Source organism: Paenibacillus provencensis (genome assembly GCF_042678545.1).
Taxonomy (GTDB): Bacteria; Bacillota; Bacilli; order Paenibacillales; family Paenibacillaceae; genus Paenibacillus; species Paenibacillus provencensis.
Genome location: NZ_JBHTKX010000001.1, coordinates 67,547 through 83,335 on the forward strand (window position 1 = coordinate 67,547; position 15,789 = coordinate 83,335).

23 protein-coding genes are annotated in these 15,789 nt (G+C 42.1%); 22 read left to right on the forward strand and 1 reads right to left on the reverse strand.

Annotation, left to right across the window (positions count from 1 at the left end; translation table 11 throughout):
* The first annotated feature begins 46 nt into the window (after positions 1–46).
* The 19 genes from ACFQ3J_RS00355 (at position 47) to ACFQ3J_RS00445 (ending at position 13,160) form a co-directional block, all read left to right on the forward strand.
* A complete protein-coding gene (locus ACFQ3J_RS00355; RefSeq protein WP_251584927.1) occupies positions 47–1,951 on the forward strand; it encodes a portal protein in 1,905 nt (634 codons plus the stop codon).
* On the forward strand, positions 1,944–2,201 hold the full coding sequence (locus ACFQ3J_RS00360) for a hypothetical protein (protein ID WP_251584925.1): 258 nt from the start codon (positions 1,944–1,946) through the stop codon (positions 2,199–2,201). Before ACFQ3J_RS00355 ends, ACFQ3J_RS00360 begins: the two co-directional genes overlap by 8 nt.
* Entirely contained in the window at positions 2,198–2,347 is a 150-nt protein-coding gene (locus tag ACFQ3J_RS00365) for a hypothetical protein (protein WP_251584923.1), read from the forward strand. The genes ACFQ3J_RS00360 and ACFQ3J_RS00365 overlap by 4 nt, the downstream gene beginning before the upstream one ends.
* Positions 2,348–2,668: 321 nt before the next feature.
* On the forward strand, positions 2,669–3,568 hold the full coding sequence (locus ACFQ3J_RS00370) for a hypothetical protein (protein ID WP_251584921.1): 900 nt from the start codon (positions 2,669–2,671) through the stop codon (positions 3,566–3,568).
* Positions 3,569–3,579: 11 nt separating this feature from the next.
* Positions 3,580–4,023 carry a hypothetical protein gene (locus ACFQ3J_RS00375; protein ID WP_251584919.1) on the forward strand — a complete coding sequence of 148 codons (444 nt, stop codon included), beginning with the start codon at positions 3,580–3,582 and terminating at the stop codon, positions 4,021–4,023.
* 28 nt (positions 4,024–4,051) lie between these two features.
* On the forward strand, positions 4,052–4,945 hold the full coding sequence (locus tag ACFQ3J_RS00380) for a Mu-like prophage major head subunit gpT family protein (protein WP_251584917.1): 894 nt from the start codon (positions 4,052–4,054) through the stop codon (positions 4,943–4,945).
* Positions 4,946–4,992: 47 nt separating this feature from the next.
* Positions 4,993–5,355 (forward strand): hypothetical protein, encoded by a 363-nt coding sequence (locus ACFQ3J_RS00385; RefSeq protein WP_251584915.1) that lies wholly within the window; start codon positions 4,993–4,995, stop codon positions 5,353–5,355.
* Positions 5,356–5,358: 3 nt separating this feature from the next.
* Complete coding sequence (locus ACFQ3J_RS00390) at positions 5,359–5,547, forward strand: hypothetical protein (RefSeq protein ID WP_251584913.1); 189 nt, start codon at positions 5,359–5,361, stop codon at positions 5,545–5,547.
* A gap of 28 nt (positions 5,548–5,575) precedes the next feature.
* Positions 5,576–5,782 (forward strand): hypothetical protein, encoded by a 207-nt coding sequence (locus tag ACFQ3J_RS00395; RefSeq protein WP_251584911.1) that lies wholly within the window; start codon positions 5,576–5,578, stop codon positions 5,780–5,782.
* Positions 5,766–6,023 carry a spike base protein, RCAP_Rcc01079 family gene (locus tag ACFQ3J_RS00400; protein ID WP_251584910.1) on the forward strand — a complete coding sequence of 86 codons (258 nt, stop codon included), beginning with the start codon at positions 5,766–5,768 and terminating at the stop codon, positions 6,021–6,023. Before ACFQ3J_RS00395 ends, ACFQ3J_RS00400 begins: the two co-directional genes overlap by 17 nt.
* The gene (locus ACFQ3J_RS00405; protein WP_251584908.1) at positions 6,023–6,613 is read left to right on the forward strand and encodes a hypothetical protein; all 591 of its coding nucleotides are present in this window, start codon (positions 6,023–6,025) and stop codon (positions 6,611–6,613) included. Before ACFQ3J_RS00400 ends, ACFQ3J_RS00405 begins: the two co-directional genes overlap by 1 nt.
* Positions 6,610–6,750: a hypothetical protein gene (locus tag ACFQ3J_RS00410; RefSeq protein WP_251584906.1), complete on the forward strand. Its 141-nt coding sequence runs from the start codon at positions 6,610–6,612 to the stop codon at positions 6,748–6,750. The genes ACFQ3J_RS00405 and ACFQ3J_RS00410 overlap by 4 nt, the downstream gene beginning before the upstream one ends.
* An 11-nt stretch (positions 6,751–6,761) precedes the next feature.
* Positions 6,762–8,555 carry a right-handed parallel beta-helix repeat-containing protein gene (locus tag ACFQ3J_RS00415; RefSeq protein WP_251584904.1) on the forward strand — a complete coding sequence of 598 codons (1,794 nt, stop codon included), beginning with the start codon at positions 6,762–6,764 and terminating at the stop codon, positions 8,553–8,555.
* Between the two features lie 45 nt (positions 8,556–8,600).
* The gene (locus ACFQ3J_RS00420; protein ID WP_251584902.1) at positions 8,601–9,260 is read left to right on the forward strand and encodes a phage adaptor protein; all 660 of its coding nucleotides are present in this window, start codon (positions 8,601–8,603) and stop codon (positions 9,258–9,260) included.
* A gap of 4 nt (positions 9,261–9,264) precedes the next feature.
* Complete coding sequence (locus ACFQ3J_RS00425; protein WP_379292259.1) at positions 9,265–10,686, forward strand: hypothetical protein; 1,422 nt, start codon at positions 9,265–9,267, stop codon at positions 10,684–10,686.
* A gap of 318 nt (positions 10,687–11,004) precedes the next feature.
* Entirely contained in the window at positions 11,005–11,160 is a 156-nt protein-coding gene (locus ACFQ3J_RS00430) for a hypothetical protein (protein WP_251584898.1), read from the forward strand.
* Positions 11,150–11,839 (forward strand): hypothetical protein, encoded by a 690-nt coding sequence (locus ACFQ3J_RS00435; protein ID WP_251584896.1) that lies wholly within the window; start codon positions 11,150–11,152, stop codon positions 11,837–11,839. Before ACFQ3J_RS00430 ends, ACFQ3J_RS00435 begins: the two co-directional genes overlap by 11 nt.
* The gene (locus tag ACFQ3J_RS00440) at positions 11,839–12,570 is read left to right on the forward strand and encodes a hypothetical protein (protein WP_251584894.1); all 732 of its coding nucleotides are present in this window, start codon (positions 11,839–11,841) and stop codon (positions 12,568–12,570) included. The genes ACFQ3J_RS00435 and ACFQ3J_RS00440 overlap by 1 nt, the downstream gene beginning before the upstream one ends.
* 38 nt (positions 12,571–12,608) lie before the next feature.
* The gene (locus ACFQ3J_RS00445; RefSeq protein WP_251584892.1) at positions 12,609–13,160 is read left to right on the forward strand and encodes a hypothetical protein; all 552 of its coding nucleotides are present in this window, start codon (positions 12,609–12,611) and stop codon (positions 13,158–13,160) included.
* A gap of 575 nt (positions 13,161–13,735) precedes the next feature.
* Here the strand turns inward: ACFQ3J_RS00445 and ACFQ3J_RS00450 are convergent.
* Positions 13,736–14,257: a helix-turn-helix domain-containing protein gene (locus tag ACFQ3J_RS00450; protein WP_379292260.1), complete on the reverse strand. Its 522-nt coding sequence runs from the start codon at positions 14,255–14,257 to the stop codon at positions 13,736–13,738.
* Positions 14,258–14,419: 162 nt separating this feature from the next.
* On the opposite strand from ACFQ3J_RS00450, the gene ACFQ3J_RS00455 reads away from it, so the two are divergent.
* The 3 genes from ACFQ3J_RS00455 to ACFQ3J_RS00465 are packed head-to-tail and all read left to right on the forward strand — an operon-like array spanning position 14,420 to position 15,777.
* Positions 14,420–14,629: a helix-turn-helix domain-containing protein gene (locus ACFQ3J_RS00455; protein WP_379292261.1), complete on the forward strand. Its 210-nt coding sequence runs from the start codon at positions 14,420–14,422 to the stop codon at positions 14,627–14,629.
* Positions 14,630–14,642: 13 nt separating this feature from the next.
* On the forward strand, positions 14,643–15,023 hold the full coding sequence (locus ACFQ3J_RS00460; RefSeq protein ID WP_379292262.1) for a hypothetical protein: 381 nt from the start codon (positions 14,643–14,645) through the stop codon (positions 15,021–15,023).
* A 1-nt stretch (position 15,024) separates the two neighbouring features.
* Complete coding sequence (locus tag ACFQ3J_RS00465) at positions 15,025–15,777, forward strand: ORF6C domain-containing protein (RefSeq protein WP_379292263.1); 753 nt, start codon at positions 15,025–15,027, stop codon at positions 15,775–15,777.
* Positions 15,778–15,789: the final 12 nt, after the last annotated feature.

A 15,789-nucleotide genomic window follows, 5' to 3' on the forward strand; every position in this document is an offset into this window, starting at 1 on the left:
TCCATCGGTAGATGGGCTTTTTATTTTGCTTGAAAGGAGTGACATCATGGCAAGGAATGAGGTCGAAATTGTAGACAACATTGACCAACGACACAATAAGAACCCGAGTGAGTTGGAGCAGACAGAAAAAGAAACGAAGGAAGCTATGCGAGTACAGCAACTTTTCAACGGGGCATGGACAGCTAAACAGAATCTGCAGCTCCACAGCAAATGGAGGAAGTTCGATGATTACTACCATGGTCGTCAGGTTGTTCAGCAGTCTCCGGATGATCCGGCGAGTAACACGCCTATCATTAAGCCAATAATTGACGGGCAAATTGCTGATTTGGTGGACAAACCGCAGGCGGTAGAGGCCAAGGGGGTAGAGTTATCTGATGAGCTGTACGCTATCCAGACACAGCACATGATGGATTACATCCTGGAGAACAACAAATTCAAGCAGAAGCTTGAGCTTGCAGAGCATGATCGGCTTGAGCTTGGTACGAGTGTATACAAAGTGTACTTCGATGAGGATGCATTGGGTGGGCGAGGGTTGCCTACATACGATGTGGTAAACCCGGCAAACTTCTTCCCAGATCCTAAGGTAACCTCATACCACTTACTACAAGATGCAGAGTTTATCATTCATGCGACGTGGAAGTCTCTCAGCTGGCTTAGAAATACTTTTGATCGAGGTAAGTACTTACAGCGTCAACTGAATGTCTTGTATGATCCTAAGATCTACGAGGGAGATCACGCTGATGAATCAGAATACAGCGTATCTCAGCGTGCTCTATTGTTGGAGTGTTATATGAAAGATGACGAGGGTAAGTTATACTGCCTGACTGTCTCGCAGAACATAATCTTGCAAGACTCTCGTAAAGAAAAAGGTAAGATTCAACGTCGTAATATGTATCCTTTTGTTGTGATACCATGCTATCCGCAGCGCGGCATGATCTGGGGACAAGGGGATGTTGAGTTACTTGTAAACACGCAAGACATCATAAACGATCTTGATGATCAAATCCGGATTAATGCCCGATTGATGGGTAATCCGCAGATTGCTTATGGCATGAATGCTGGCAGAGGGTTTGATCCTCGTAAATGGTCATCAGCAGCAGGTCTCAGAGTGCCTATGAGGGACGTGAATGCCTTCCGGGTTATCGAGGCAAGGCAAGTATCTCCAGACGTTGTAATCAGGCGCGAGAAGGCGTTCCAAGAGGCTGATATCGTCAGCGGTCGTCCGGATGTTACCCGGGGACAACAACCATCTGGTGTTACAGCATTCCGAGCTATAGCAGCCTTACAACAAGCTGGTCAAACGGGTGTAATCCATAAGAAAGAGATGCTCAAAGAGGGGTTTAAAGAGGTGCTGCAACTTCTGTACGATGAGATGCTTGAGAACTGGGACAACGAGATGTGGGTTCGTATTGAAGGGCGCATGCCGGATTACAAGTTCTATGATCCTAGGGAGCTTAAAAATATTCCTCAGTTGATTCCGAATGAAATGACTGGCGCTGTAGAAGTAGAGCCCGAACACAAAGTGTTGACGGATGACAAGGGCAAGGAGCTAACACGTACGGCCGAGTTTGATCTTAACCTCACAATCGGTGATGGATTGCCAAGCAATAAGGCGTTCATGTTCGATATGATCGCTGATTTAAGTAACAGAGTAATCGAAGGTAAGCCTCTGATCTTCTGGCGTGAGATGAGGGAATACCTCAGGGAAGAGATGGGTATGCCTCTGAAAGATGAGGAAGAGATGGCACAGGAACAGCAGCCGATGCAAGGTATGCAGACTGGAGGAATGCCTCCAATGCCGCAAGGGATGCCAATGGGACCTCCACAGGGTATGCCACAGTTGCCACCTCAGCTCCCACCGGAACTATTGGCGCAACTGGCACAGCAGGCACCGCCTCAACTTCCGCCTAATGTAATTCCAATGCAAGGAGGTTTGCCGATCAATGGCTAAAGGATTTACACCGCAAGAGCAAAAGGCATGGGCCAACTTCATGCATAAGAATGAGAAGATGAAGAATTTTGTTGCGCATCAGGCTGCATTCGAGAATCCATATCAAAGGATAGCAAGCCAGCCGATTTGCCCAAGGTGTGAGCGACCGGGATTTCATCATCATGGCGGAATGATATGCACCAGCTGCAGTTATACAGGTCCAACTGTAATGAAAACAAGACAGTATCTTAAAGAGGGATGGTGGAAGTGATGAAAGAGGTTAATCAAAAGAAACCTGAGATTTGTGGTCCTGGTAAGGTGGTCAACAAAGGAAAGACGTATGATGCTTCAGCCGGTGCCAAAGGCATGCGACAGACTTACAAAGAAACTGGGCAGACGGGTAAAGGCAGTAAGTAACCATGAAAGCGATCAAAGTCACACTAAGCTCTGACAATTCAGAAGGATACGGTCATTTGCTATTTTGTTGTGACAGGTTCCAATCGGTACATATAGATGCGCTGCAAGATGGTGATGTATGGCACTGTGCTGATTGTAACAAACCGTTAATGATACGCAGCGATGACAAATGGTATTTGATTGGTGAAGATATAACGATTTAACAGGCCGCGGGTGAGAATCCTTCGGCCTTTTCTCATTGCCTTTGGGCTGACCTACCGGGAATAGTCCGGGATCGGGCGATAGTACGTTGATGCCGTCGTACAAAAAGGAGGATATGAAATGCCAACACTTGAGGAATTTAGAAACAATTCGGGCGAATTTGCGGAAGAAACCGCAGAAGTACAGGATGCCGCTGTACAACAAACGGTCGATGTACCTGATGAGGAAGTAATCGAAGAACAGGACATTGACCTTGATGATAATGAGGAACAGTTCGAGGACAACTCAGAGCTTGATACAGACGTTTTCGAGGAAGATGTTCCAGAACTATCTCCAAAGGAGAAAACAGCATTTGAGAGGCGCTTAGAGCGTGAGAGACGCAAGCTAGAGGAAGAACTCGGTAAACAGTATGAGGAAAAGTACTCAAAGCACAACAGCGTTATTCAAAAGCTTGGTGGCGACCCTGAAAAGATTGAGGAGTACCTGGAGCAACAGCGTATGCAGCAAGAAGTCTCAGCTCAAGCTCAACAGATGGCTGATTTCAATGGGTGGGACCAAGAGCAAACACAATGGTACATCAACGATCAGATGCAGAAACGTCAAGCAGATATCCAGCAACAACAACTTCAAAGGGAGCTTCAAGAGCTTCGATTGGCAAATGAGATCAATGATCTTCGTGACAATCCAGACTTTCCGGGAATCATCAGCATGAAGAAAGACATTTCCGAGATGGTCTCCAAGTCAAACGGTACATTGACTGTATCACAGGCTTATTGGGCGCTGGGTGGCGAGAATCGTGCCAAACAGATGAAACGTGAGGCTGAACAACGCAATGCAATGCAGCGTCGATCCCGTGTGGTTGCCAAGGACAATCCGACAGCAGCGAGCACAGAGCAAGCCATCCCATCGAATGTTTTGGCTGAGGCTAAACGCATGGGAATGAGCGAGAAAGAAGTTCGTGAGCTAATGAGCTTTGAAGCGAAAAACATTAACGAATATCGACAAAAGAAAAGAAAATAGGAGGGTTTTGAATGGCTCAATTCGTTAAAAGCCTAATGAATGGCAATAACAATCCGGATGTTGACTATTTCTTTGTAGCAGCAAGCCAATCAATCAAACATGGGGATCTGGTACAGGTTGATCCTACTACCAAACTGCTTGAGGTGGCGGAAGCGGCATCCACTACGATCGTAGGTATCGCTAATGGCAACATTACAACAGCTGCAGGTGAGACAAACAAGAAGCTGCCGGTCGTACTGGTGCGTGACGTGATTATCCGTGTTAACTTCTCTAATGCCGGAACAAAGAAAACATTTACTCAAGCTGATAAATACGTTACTAAGTTTGATATCTCCAATCCGACGACAGTCAACCCAGATGACACAACTGGCGGCATGATGCAGGTTTATGACTACGACAACACCAAATTGACGGTTGACGTCGTTGTGTCTCGTGCAAATCAAATCTTTGGCTAATCTAAACTAATAACGGGAGTGAAAATAAATGGCTGGAAATCCAATGCAAACCCAACAGTTCCAAGACGTATTTCTTAAGAAAATTGATAAGGTGTTCTTTGAGGCATATGACGAAGAGCCAGAACAATGGTCTCTTTATCTCAATGATAAGACATCCAATCAATATGCTGAGGTTGTACAGCGTTACGCTGGTACTGGTAAGTGGACACCAAAAGGTGAGCTGGCAAACATCGAGAAACAAAACTTTAAGCCAGCAGACTTGATTATCACTGACCATGATCCTTGGGCAATCCAAGTTGAGATGTCTCGTGAACTTTATGATGACTTCAAATTCAATGAAGTCGAGAACATGACTCGTGATGCCGGTCATGGAGCTCGTGATACCGTTGAAACTGAATGTGCTAAGGTTCTGGACAACGCTTTTACAGAGAATGTATATGATGGCGTGCCATTGATCTCAGATGCGCATCCATACCGCGGACCACAAGGCGGTACGTGGTCCAATAAGGTTAATGGTCCTCTTGCAGATGCAACCGTGAAACAAGCCATTACTTTATTGCGGACTCAAAAGGACGAGGCGGGTAAACAGATTGCTCAGCGTCCATCTCGATTGTTGGTCAACCAAGTGTATCAATTCACTGCAGCTGAGATTCTTGAGTCTGCTTTGAAATCCGGTACCGCGAACAATGACAAAAACACACTTCCAAGCATGCAGATAGTTGATTTGCTCTACACTCAAAACGAGGATGCCTGGTTCTTGCAAGCTAACCGACACCAAATGCAGCATTACTGGAGAGTACCGGTTGAGTTCCGCCGTCGTCCATACATGACGGATAACATGGCTTGGGTATGGGATGGTTACTTCCGTCACTCCACAGCCGTAGAGGATGTTCGCGGTATCGTAGGTTCTACAGGACAATAACGGGCTGAGATTCAGCCCTTTTTCTAATTAAGAAAGGATGTGTACACATGCCAGGAGTTGATTTTCGTGGCACGGCAGGCGAAGAAGGGAAGGGAATCGTTCGAGCTGATGGATTCGCAACAGGATCCGGATCAGCTACGCTTCCGCAGATTATTGCTTCAACCACGATTACATTTGATCCGCCATCTTTAGCAACTGGTACATTCGCTGTATCTTCCGCTATTACAGTGAGCGGTGTTGCCCTTGGGGACTCTGTGGAGCTATATCCGCCGTATGATACGGATGGAGTCATGTACCAAGCTTCTCCATCTGCAGCGAATACGATCAAGATATCGCTCTTCAATGCAAATACTGCGACAAAGGATCTTGCATCAGGTGCATGGGGCGTTGTTGTGAAACGGAGGGTCTAGACCATGAAGGAAATCAAGTGGTCGATCGGGTCTCTTGGGGAGCAGACTCAAAAGGATAAGATCGAGTATGTACCTACCATGCGAAACAATCCAAAAGCAACGGATGCAGAGCGGGAAAGCACGCGGCTGTGGAATCTCATGGTTAATACGTTGCGTGACAATGGGTTGATGAAAGAGAAGGGAGAGGGGTAACCTCTCTCTTTTTCCATAGGAGGGCACTATGAATCATTACGAGGGGCTTACGCCTGATCAGCGCTATAAAAACGAATTACTGGACTTACAACGACAGCAAGTCAAACTGTTGAGCGAATTAAACGATAATCTCAACAAACTCCTGAAACCAGAAGACGAAAATGAACCGGAGCAGCTTGAACTAATTCCGAAAGAACCAAAACAAAGGAGGAATAAGAATGGCCCAGAGAGTTGATGCAAGTGGACAAGGTGGTTTTCCAGTAACTCCAAGCGACACACTAAACATCGCTTTGCCTACAGGTATGAGCTTTACAAAAGGGATATATGTGGCTGGTAGCGGCAACTTGAGAGTTATCATGTCAGACGGCACAGACGTTACATTCACATCCATTGCAGGCGGCATGATCCATCCGATATCTGCAATTAGAGTCATGGCAACTGGAACAACTGCCACCGGAATTGTGGCGGTTTACTGATGACTACTTTAGGAATCGGTATAGGAATAGGGACAGGCTTGCTAGTAGTATCCAAAAGCAAGTTGGTTGTATCGGATACATTCAATCGAGCAGATAACAATACTTCGTTGGGTACTGCTGATACTGGCCAAGCGTGGCAAGCGTTGTCCGGTGTGTTTGGCATCGTAGGAAATACTGCTCAGCTTATAACTGCTGCTGGAACCACAAATACAGCTGTTGTTGATTCAGGTATATCAAACTGTGTCATTAAAGCGACTCTTGCAACAAATTCAGTAATCACTAGGATAGCGTTTCGAGTGACCGATGCCACCAACATGATTTTTGTTCAATCGAACCAAGGATCGAGCAATTATCAAATTCTTCGAGTCGTAGATAACGCACAGACATCAATAGCGACAGTATCAAGAGCGCCTGCTGCAGGTGATGAAATTACAGTTAACTTAGATGGATCTTCCATTGTGGTCTTGATTAACGGAACGCAGGCTATGAGCGTCACAGAAGCATTTAACCTTACCGCCACTAAACATGGTATAGGGGTAAGGAACACTCCATCATCAAGCATCGATAACTTTAGAGTGGAGGCGCTATGATGAGTAACGAGATTACGGTCCAACGCATAGGCAGTGGGAAGGAAGAAGATCCGTACCGGCCTGATACTACTGCATCAAGTTGGCAAATGGTCGAAGAGCGCGAAAATGAATTTGTCATCGAAGTATTAGAGGAATAGGTGGTGAGACCATGGCAAGTCCAATGCACAAAGTAAGCTCTCTGACTAGCGCAAAGCTTGGGGATACATTAACAAACATCCAAAATTGGGGAAACGTATTTTACAACGTACAGAACTACGGTATCTATGCTGATGGAACTGACTACACCAATCAGTTGCAGGCGTTGGTAAATCTAGCAAACTCAGAGGGTAGAACCGCAATATTCTTTCCAGCCGGTGAATATTACATTCGGCACATCAACAATGACGAGAATATCTACTATTTCGGGGATAACGCAAAGTTTGTAGGTGGATATGAGAGAGAGATTGTACAGATCGGCAGCCCTCCTCGCAGTGATCTTGTGTTTAATGTCAAGGAGTTCGGCGCAAAGGGAGATGGTATTACTAATGACACTACAGCAATTCAAAAAGCTATAAATGCTGCATCTATTGTAGGTGGTGTTGTCTATTTCCCGGCAGGGGTTTATCGAGCTCGTAATCTTGATGCGAAAAGTAACGTAACTATGATCGCTTCGTTTGGGTCTGTAACATTAAAATTACCAGACGGAGTAGATGGTCAGCTTCTAGGAACAATGGGGCAGATGTCAGGGGTAGTCATTAAAAATTTTGGAATTGAAGGTATTATCTTTGATGGAAACAAAGTAAATTCTGCTAAGGTTACTGCTTCTTCAGCTGTAGCGATAAACAATTGCGAATATGTGACTATCAGAAATTGTGTTTTTAGAAACGCGACGGGTTATGGGTTAGCTTTTCAGGCATTCCCTGGTGGTCCGATCAATGGTAATCAGAAGAATCTATATGTTGAAAACTGTTATTTTCTAGATAACGGTGATGGTGTAGGTGGAGATACGCACGATGGACTGGATATAAAGTATTGTGAGGATTCGGTTTTCATCAAATGTTTCGCTTCAGGCAATGTAGATAAAGGGTTGAATATTCGAGGGGTCAGAGTAACTGTTGATAGTTGTGTATCTATATCTAATGGAGCTGATGGTTTTTTATTTCAAGGCAATCATACAGTCACCTCACTTTTGACTGAAATGACCGTTTCAAACTGTTACGCTGAAAATAATGGTGATTCTGGTTTTTATATAGCAGACGGCTCGGCCACAGCTACTCAATTCACTAAAGTAAATATGAGTAACATTGTAGCGAAAAACAATGGTGTATACGGCATCAATATCGACCCTGGATCGAATAAAGTCTATGCTAAGATATCCAACGCTGAAATATATGGCAACGTTAACCACGGGATTTTGGTACGTGTGCCAGCGGCTGGTGTCATCATTTCTAACTCCTCTATTTACGGGAATGGTGGAAGTGGTATATTCACAGGATCTGCCAAAACACAAATTTCAGACTGTCAAATTAATTCAAACTCACGATACGGGATTGAGGAAACCGGAACCAGGACCGTAGTTTCAGGGGCGACATATGTTCAGGGAAATACATTAGGTAATTTTCTCTTCGCCTCAAATAAAAGATATATGATTGGTCGAGGTGTTATCGACTATGACATAGGTTCTGCTGATGGCGATATCATTGCTTCTGCAACTACATTGAACTTACCTGAAGGTGGAGACGCGTTCTTTATAACAGGTTCAACAGCTATTTCAACAATTACAGCATCAAGACGAGGAAGACAAATCATGCTTAATTTTACTTCTTCCGTAACCATAAATCACGGCACAGGAAACATAAGGTTAAACGGTGGGAATAACATAAACGCTTTAAACAGACATGTATTAACGCTATTGTGCGACGGATCAATCTGGTATCAGGTTTCATATAGTGCTAACGCATAATGATTGCAGATTTTTTATTTACTCTTTAATAAGGGAGTGATATGAGTGGCTACAGTAACAGACTTGGTATCTGATATCAATCTCCGTTACCGAAATACATTCACAAATGCTCAAAAGCTGGTTTGGCTTAATGAAGAGCAACGCGAGTTATTTGACGTACTTGAAATAGATTCAGAACCATATGCATTTGTGACGGTAGAGGATAACAGTTATTATCCATTCCCTGAAGGATTCGACTTCACCAAAATTAAAGTAGTCAGTATGCAGATCAATTCTTCATCCCCTGATCCAACATTCCGGGAAGTTCCTATGCGGCGAAACGATGACAATGTGTATGCTCCAGCTGGTCCATGGTACACGATTGTATCTGATGTGATGTACCTTGATTATCCGGGAGGAGTTCCGGGAGATATGAATGTTTATATTTATTGCGATGCAGAGCCAACAGAGGTTACAGAGGCAACAATGAATCTTGAACCGGATCTCCCGGTGAAGTATCAAGAAATCCTTAAGCTTGGCGTACTCAAGCGGATCGCTGGGGCTCGGAAAGATGCGGATATGAAAACTAATTTTGATATGGAGTATCAAGAAAAGATAGCTGATGTTTTATGGTCGAGAAAGCTAAAAGAACCGGAGTTTGTACAGCCGACTTCTACTCAGACATTTCGAAATCATAGTAGAGGGTACATCATAAATGGATGGTGATTAGATGGCTCAATGGAGGCAAATTAAAAATAGAACCGTAAGACAAGGGAATAACTTTTCAAAAGGGCTGAATACAGAAAACAGTCCTTTTTTTGTTGATGAAAACACTGTTATTGATGGATATGGTTTTGACTTCGAGAACTTTCCAGCGATTCAAGTTCGATCAGGCAGAACGAACTACGGGAGTTCAGGAGGGGCAAAGACTAATCTGTTGACCAGTTTTGGAAACAAGTATCTAGTCCGTGCTGTCGGCACAAAACTCCAATATAACAGCAGCGGAACAACATGGACCGATATTTCCGGTTCATATGCCAATGTGGAGTGGAGCGCCGCAAACTTCGATGTGAATGGACAGGCATTGTTGATGGTAAACCCCACAAATGGAGGTTACTACTGGAACGGAACTTCTCTCTCATCCATTTCCCAAATGCCAAAGGGGAAATATATCACCACAGATAATCTACGCGCCTACGTGGCTGGGAAGGACGGAGAAGAGGACTACGTTTATTACTCAGCTTTCCAAGATGCTCTTGATTTTGAAAGCCCGGAAAACAGTGGAGTCGTTCAGTATTACACAGCATCAGGAGGCCCTATTACTGGGCTATATTCGTTCGGTGGTTCGATATGGGTTTTTAAAGAAGATTCATTTGCCATCATCTATCATACGGGTAACTCTGAAATTACCTATCGCTTAGTTCAAGTATCAGAAAATATAGGCTGCGTTGCTTCTAAGACGCTTAGTGAAGTCGGTCCCTATCTAATGTGGTTAGGTATGGATGACGTATATATCGGGGCTGGTGACGCCGCAAGAGGCGTAGGAAGTCCAATCAGAGGATACTTAAAGAAGATTAACAAAGCCGCTATAAAAAATAGTTTTGCTTTTAGCACTAGCCGGAGGTACTACCTTTGCATACCTACCGGAAGCAATACAATTCCAAATATGTGCTTGGTTTATGACTATGAATACAAACAATGGCTGCCTTACAGCGCAAACTTGCCGAATCTGACCTGGGGACTAACAATGAACGGTGTAAGTTACTGCGGTGATACATCTGGGCAAACTTACAAAATGAACGACGGTACGACAGACTCAGGTCAATCCATCCCGTGGATGGTTCAAAGCCGCCCATTCGATGAAGGGATTAAAGAAGCTGAGAAGGAGCTTTTTGAGCTGCATATGCTGGGCTATTTCCCATCAGGATCAACCCTCAAAGTTGAGGTTTCACCAAGGGATGATGGTACTGAATGGTATCAAATAGAATATGATCCGATCTCCGTGAGTGGAGCGACACAAAACAAGAATTTAATCGTTCCTTTGGATACGGTGCCTTTGTGTAATTATTATTCGTATCGGCTCTCTGGTACTGGACCAGTGACCATCCAAGAGGTTCAGCGATATAGCAGAATACTACCTGTAATGCATTGACATTGGTGTTAATTTGGTGTATATTTGGTGTATAAAACACTAGGCGGTGATATTATACCACGTAGAACATCAATTACAGTACCAGAGGAAATCGATAAGATGGTAGAGGAATACCGGAAGGAAAATGGAATCTCAACTTGGATAGCTGCATTGTATGAGTTGGCAAGAAAAGGTTTCGACAAAAACAAAAAATAAAAACCGTTCCTGTGTCCTGGCAGACGTGTAAGGAACGGTTTCACTCGGGCAGCGCCCTACATAGAATTATACAACATGATAAACATCAATGAAAGGTGTTGCCTCCAATAACAGGAGGTTGTCATGATGGACTACGAAAAATTGCTATCAGAAGTTCAAGTGAAACGGATTAATCAAGTTCTTTCAGGGACAAAGAAAAAACCTACTTATACCGATTTGTGCACATTGCTTACTAAAAAGATTCAAGAGTTTCAGGAGTGTGTTAACAATGAAAAATAAGTATGAAATCCGTGGTAATGTAACGGCCATATTTTTAACGAACGACATTAAGGAAACTCTTATAGACACTGTGGATTTGCCAAAACTCCTTGCAATAAATACGTCGTGGTATTTATATGAAAACTATGTTTATGGGAGTTTTTATTTAGGGAAAAAGAAGCAAAAGAAAGTAAGGCTTCATCGATTTTTAATGGATGCAAAACCAGGCGAGATCGTAGATCATATTAATCACAACACGCTTGATAATAGAAAGTGCAATTTGCGATCGGTCGATGAAACCACCAACATGCAAAATCAATCAAACCCTAAAAATGTCTACCTTGATAAAAGAAGCAACCTGTACTATGCGATGATAAGAGTTAATAAAAAACCTTACTACTCTCGTTATTTCAAAACATTCGATGAAGCTAAGGCCGAAGCAATTAAAATGAGGGCTAATCTTATGCCGGGTTCATACGAATATTTGAATAACGACAAAAAAGAGGAAGTGGATCTGCAGGATCCGGAAAAACCTAGAGGCAACAACACAAGCGGATACCGTTATATCAGTTACCAAAAAGCCATTAAAAAATGGCGAGTGAAGTACAAATCTGTATATTATGGTGACTTCGAAGACATTAATGACGCTTTAATTAAACTCGAAAACGTAAAGAAAGAAAAAAATAAGGAGGTATCCTAATGTCACCTGTTCCTGACTTCGGCGGTCTTCCGCCTTATGCTAACTTCGATGACGTAACTATTAAAGTGAATGATCTTGTTCAACGTCTACGCCAATTGCTACTCAACCTTGATACATTAAATATTCGATCGTTAAATGCAAAAGTCATCGAAGCAGGCACAATCACAGCGGATAAGATGAACGTAAATGAATTATCCGCCATCTCAGCCAATCTAGGGCACATTACAGCTGGTTTAATAGAGTCCGTGGAGATTTATGGATCCTACATTGCTACACGCTATAATAGCTATCCTAGGGCGGAATTAGACTCTACCGAGAATTTGTTCGGGGCGTATGCCTCGGCTAATAATTTTATTCAGATATTCACGCCAACTAGTGGGTTCTCTCCTACAATCAAGTTTGAAACACCATCAGGAGTTGCATATATTTCGTATGATATTGATGCTAATGCACTTGCAGTGACTAGTAATGATGCAAATATAAATATTTCAACTTTGAATACAATAGAGTTATTTGCAAATGCAGTATTGGTATACGGGTGGAGTTACTTGAAAAATACGTCCGGCCGAAATCTACAACAAGAGCTAGATTCAAAGGCGAATAAAAATGTTTCTACTGGTACATCAGGATCTGCCAACGGAGGCATACCAATTGGTACACAGTTAAGGACCGCAGACGGTGGAACAGTAACCTGGATGGGTGTACCAGCGCATTCCCATACACAAAATTAGATGCTATAATGATGGCAAAATCTAACAGGGGTGTGTGGATGATGAAAAAAGCAGTAGCTGGTTTCATAGCTGGAGCAGTAATGATGGTTTCTTTGCAAGCCTTCGGAGCAGGTGTAAGCTTAATTGGTAAGAAGATAGATGGTCAAGCAGACCTTAAGATAAACGGTGAAGTCGTAGGACAAACCATTATTGTACAAGGGAAAAGCTATGCACCTGTACGTGAAATCACTAATGGTGTTGGCGGAACAGTAACTTATAACAAGTCAGGTGGTGCAGTTGAAATGAGCGTTGCGGATATTGCTCAGGCCGAACAAGAACAATTAAAGATAGAAGAACAGATAACCAATCTTAAAAATAATATAGTCAATCAAAAAGGAACAATAGAGAATACAAAATCAGAGTTAACCAATCTATCAAAGCAAGCTGAGGAGTTAAAGGTCAAAGCTGATGCTGATAAATCAGAAGTTGGATTAGCAAGAACACAGTATGGAATAATATTGAAAGTTGTACAAGAGACGACAGAGAGATTATCGACGCAAGAAAAAGAACTATCCGATCTCGAATCTCAACTGGCTGCACTTGAAGGGTAAAGCGGCAGACGTCTACCGATTTGAAATACGCAGACATCTGCGCATATGTATCTTGCAGTCATAATTTGGTTAATGTATGATAAGAATAGAAATAAGAGCAGCCGGCCAGCTGCTCTCAGTACAACGTTTGTGGTGGGAAACCTCCTCATAAGAATGAACAAAGTAACCCGTCAGGCCGTCAACCTGTGGCGGGTTACTTCTTTTTTTGCTCGATATATGTCAACAATGCAAGCACGAAAGCTGCAAAGACGATTATATCTTGAAAAGAGAAGTTCATACACATCACCTCCTCTCAGAGGTCGTGTATACCCACCACAAATTGAGTTGTACAACCATATTATACCATGAGGGACGCAAATAAAGATTATTGAAATGATTAAATGATCATGATATGATCCACATAACAATATAGTAACTAGTACGGTTGCATGAGCTTTGATTTGGCGGGCTCCCATTCTCTTAATTGAGATTGGGAGGTCGCCTTTTGTTTTCTGGCCGAAAAAATTGCTAGATTGATAGGTTTGAAATAATAGATTTGTGACCATAATAGTAATTACAGATCAAAAAAGGACCTCTCATAATAGAGGGTCCTTAATTTTAAGGAAAGCTTCTTCGCTGCCATGAAAAATAGCCAGTTCTGTCTCGGCTGATTTAATATCCTTCTCATAAAGTGTTCGTTGATAAAACTGAAAAACTTGATCTACCAAAACATTGTTTGGTACTTCTTCAAGTTTGTTTAACAATGAAATCGGAATTACCACTGCAAACTTATTTGTTTTAGAAATGTATCCCGCGAAAATATATCCTTTGTAAACATCAGAATTAACAACTATCTCACAATCTAAAAGATAGGTATCAAGGATTGAAGATTTCTCAACATTATTTACTACCAGTCTAAATTTGTAAAAAGTGAAAAGCTCTCCAGGATCAATATCTAAAAATTCGCAAATTTGATCCATGGTATCAAATTGAACACCTTTACCATGATTATAACTTAACGCAGTAAGAGTGGTTCTAGAGATTCCAGTATGCTTTGCAACATCCTTTATTTTTAGACCTTTCCTCGCAAGGATTTCAGCAAGGTTACATTTTATCATTTGTATACACCTCAGTGCCTATTGTAGCGTACTTTGAACAAATGATAAAGAAATCTGAAAAATTTTGGTTGACTGTAAAAATATTCAATGTTATATTGAAATTGTTCAGATTATTGAACAAAAATACAATGAAGTGAACAAAATGATAAGGAGGTGATATAAATGGTCAGAGTTAATTTAGCTGTAGTAATGGCAAAAAAAAGAATGCATTCTTTGAAAGAGGTTGCGGCCGAAACGGGGATATCTCGCACAACCTTAACTGCCTTGTACTATGAGAAGGGCAAAGGTGTTCAGTTCGACACAATAGACAAGCTGTGTGGCTACTTTAACGTTGAAGTTGGAGAATTGCTTGAACGTACAGAGGCGAGTTGATAGGAGGGGCAACATGGTTGAACCATTCACAAAGTGGTATAAGGCAAACAAAGCAGCATTTGAACTGGAAAACGAAATATTAAGAGACAAGCTTGCTCAAGGAGTTAATGGTATTGAGTGGTTAGTATTGCAAGTAGTTGCTGACGAAGATAGGAAAAGCAGTTTAGAGATGTGGTTAAATCACATTCGAAAATACAAACTTGGTGATATTAACAAAATTATAGTTGATGCTTTGATAATGGATGGTGATTCCTTCTATATCAAATATCAGATTAATTGGTGGGTTAGTGTGGATGAAGCTTTGACTTACTTAAGTTTGTTAAAGGAAAGAAACTATGAGCATTATTTTGAAACTATTAAAATAATAAAAACCAATATGGGAAGGAAGATGTAAAATGAATAATAGCGAACTACTTATTGAGAGCAAAACATTGCGTGAGAGTGTTATCGAAAGGATTGAGGTATTGGATAAAGTGAAAAAACTTATTATGCTGCCTGATGATATAAATACGACAATTGAACTGGCAGCAGATTTTTATGAAGTTGATGCAGAAATTATCAAAAAAACCATACAAAGAAATAAAGAAGAGTTATTAACGGATGGACTCCAAGTTATTAAAGGAAAAGAACTTAGGGACTTGAAGTCCATGAGTGCGATACCTAAAAATACACCATCACTAACTTTAATTCCTCGTCGAGCTTTATTGCGTATCGGGATGTTGCTACAGGATAGTAGTGTTGCCATAGAGGTTCGCACACAGCTCCTTGATCAAGAGCAAGCGAAACCTGTTAATGACTTCTCTTCTTTAAGCCCACAATTGCAATTTATGATCCAAATGGAACAAAGAACAAACGATCTGGAAAACAAGCAGCTGGAGCTAAACCAAACAGTACGCCATCTTTCCCTTGTTGTTGACAATGAGATTTGGATTACTGATCATCAACGGGCTGAGATAAAACAATCTGTACTCAGTCGTGTTGGCAAACTTAAAAGACAAGGTTTAGATGCTCATTTCCAAGGAGCCTTTAGTGATCTAAATAAATTCTTTGGTGTTCCGAAGTACGATAAAATTAAAAGAGTTGATTTTGAACAAGCTATGGACTTTGTTAGTGGCTGGTACCCAAAGAAGAAAGCAATTAATAATTAGGGGGCAAAACCT

Excerpts from the sequence above, each read along its gene's own strand:
- ACFQ3J_RS00355 (WP_251584927.1), top strand. The coding sequence starts at position 47 with ATGGCAAGGAATGAGGTCGAAATTGTAGACAACATTGACCAACGACAC.
- ACFQ3J_RS00360 (WP_251584925.1), top strand. The coding sequence starts at position 1,944 with ATGGCTAAAGGATTTACACCGCAAGAGCAAAAGGCATGGGCCAACTTC.
- ACFQ3J_RS00370 (WP_251584921.1), top strand. The coding sequence starts at position 2,669 with ATGCCAACACTTGAGGAATTTAGAAACAATTCGGGCGAATTTGCGGAA.
- ACFQ3J_RS00375 (WP_251584919.1), top strand. The coding sequence starts at position 3,580 with ATGGCTCAATTCGTTAAAAGCCTAATGAATGGCAATAACAATCCGGAT.
- ACFQ3J_RS00380 (WP_251584917.1), top strand. The coding sequence starts at position 4,052 with ATGGCTGGAAATCCAATGCAAACCCAACAGTTCCAAGACGTATTTCTT.
- ACFQ3J_RS00385 (WP_251584915.1), top strand. The coding sequence starts at position 4,993 with ATGCCAGGAGTTGATTTTCGTGGCACGGCAGGCGAAGAAGGGAAGGGA.
- ACFQ3J_RS00390 (WP_251584913.1), top strand. The coding sequence starts at position 5,359 with ATGAAGGAAATCAAGTGGTCGATCGGGTCTCTTGGGGAGCAGACTCAA.
- ACFQ3J_RS00395 (WP_251584911.1), top strand. The coding sequence starts at position 5,576 with ATGAATCATTACGAGGGGCTTACGCCTGATCAGCGCTATAAAAACGAA.
- ACFQ3J_RS00400 (WP_251584910.1), top strand. The coding sequence starts at position 5,766 with ATGGCCCAGAGAGTTGATGCAAGTGGACAAGGTGGTTTTCCAGTAACT.
- ACFQ3J_RS00405 (WP_251584908.1), top strand. The coding sequence starts at position 6,023 with ATGACTACTTTAGGAATCGGTATAGGAATAGGGACAGGCTTGCTAGTA.
- ACFQ3J_RS00410 (WP_251584906.1), top strand. The coding sequence starts at position 6,610 with ATGATGAGTAACGAGATTACGGTCCAACGCATAGGCAGTGGGAAGGAA.
- ACFQ3J_RS00415 (WP_251584904.1), top strand. The coding sequence starts at position 6,762 with ATGGCAAGTCCAATGCACAAAGTAAGCTCTCTGACTAGCGCAAAGCTT.
- ACFQ3J_RS00425 (WP_379292259.1), top strand. The coding sequence starts at position 9,265 with ATGGCTCAATGGAGGCAAATTAAAAATAGAACCGTAAGACAAGGGAAT.
- ACFQ3J_RS00430 (WP_251584898.1), top strand. The coding sequence starts at position 11,005 with ATGATGGACTACGAAAAATTGCTATCAGAAGTTCAAGTGAAACGGATT.
- ACFQ3J_RS00435 (WP_251584896.1), top strand. The coding sequence starts at position 11,150 with ATGAAAAATAAGTATGAAATCCGTGGTAATGTAACGGCCATATTTTTA.
- ACFQ3J_RS00440 (WP_251584894.1), top strand. The coding sequence starts at position 11,839 with ATGTCACCTGTTCCTGACTTCGGCGGTCTTCCGCCTTATGCTAACTTC.
- ACFQ3J_RS00445 (WP_251584892.1), top strand. The coding sequence starts at position 12,609 with ATGATGAAAAAAGCAGTAGCTGGTTTCATAGCTGGAGCAGTAATGATG.
- ACFQ3J_RS00450 (WP_379292260.1), bottom strand. The coding sequence starts at position 14,257 with ATGATAAAATGTAACCTTGCTGAAATCCTTGCGAGGAAAGGTCTAAAA.
- ACFQ3J_RS00455 (WP_379292261.1), top strand. The coding sequence starts at position 14,420 with ATGGTCAGAGTTAATTTAGCTGTAGTAATGGCAAAAAAAAGAATGCAT.
- ACFQ3J_RS00460 (WP_379292262.1), top strand. The coding sequence starts at position 14,643 with ATGGTTGAACCATTCACAAAGTGGTATAAGGCAAACAAAGCAGCATTT.
- ACFQ3J_RS00465 (WP_379292263.1), top strand. The coding sequence starts at position 15,025 with ATGAATAATAGCGAACTACTTATTGAGAGCAAAACATTGCGTGAGAGT.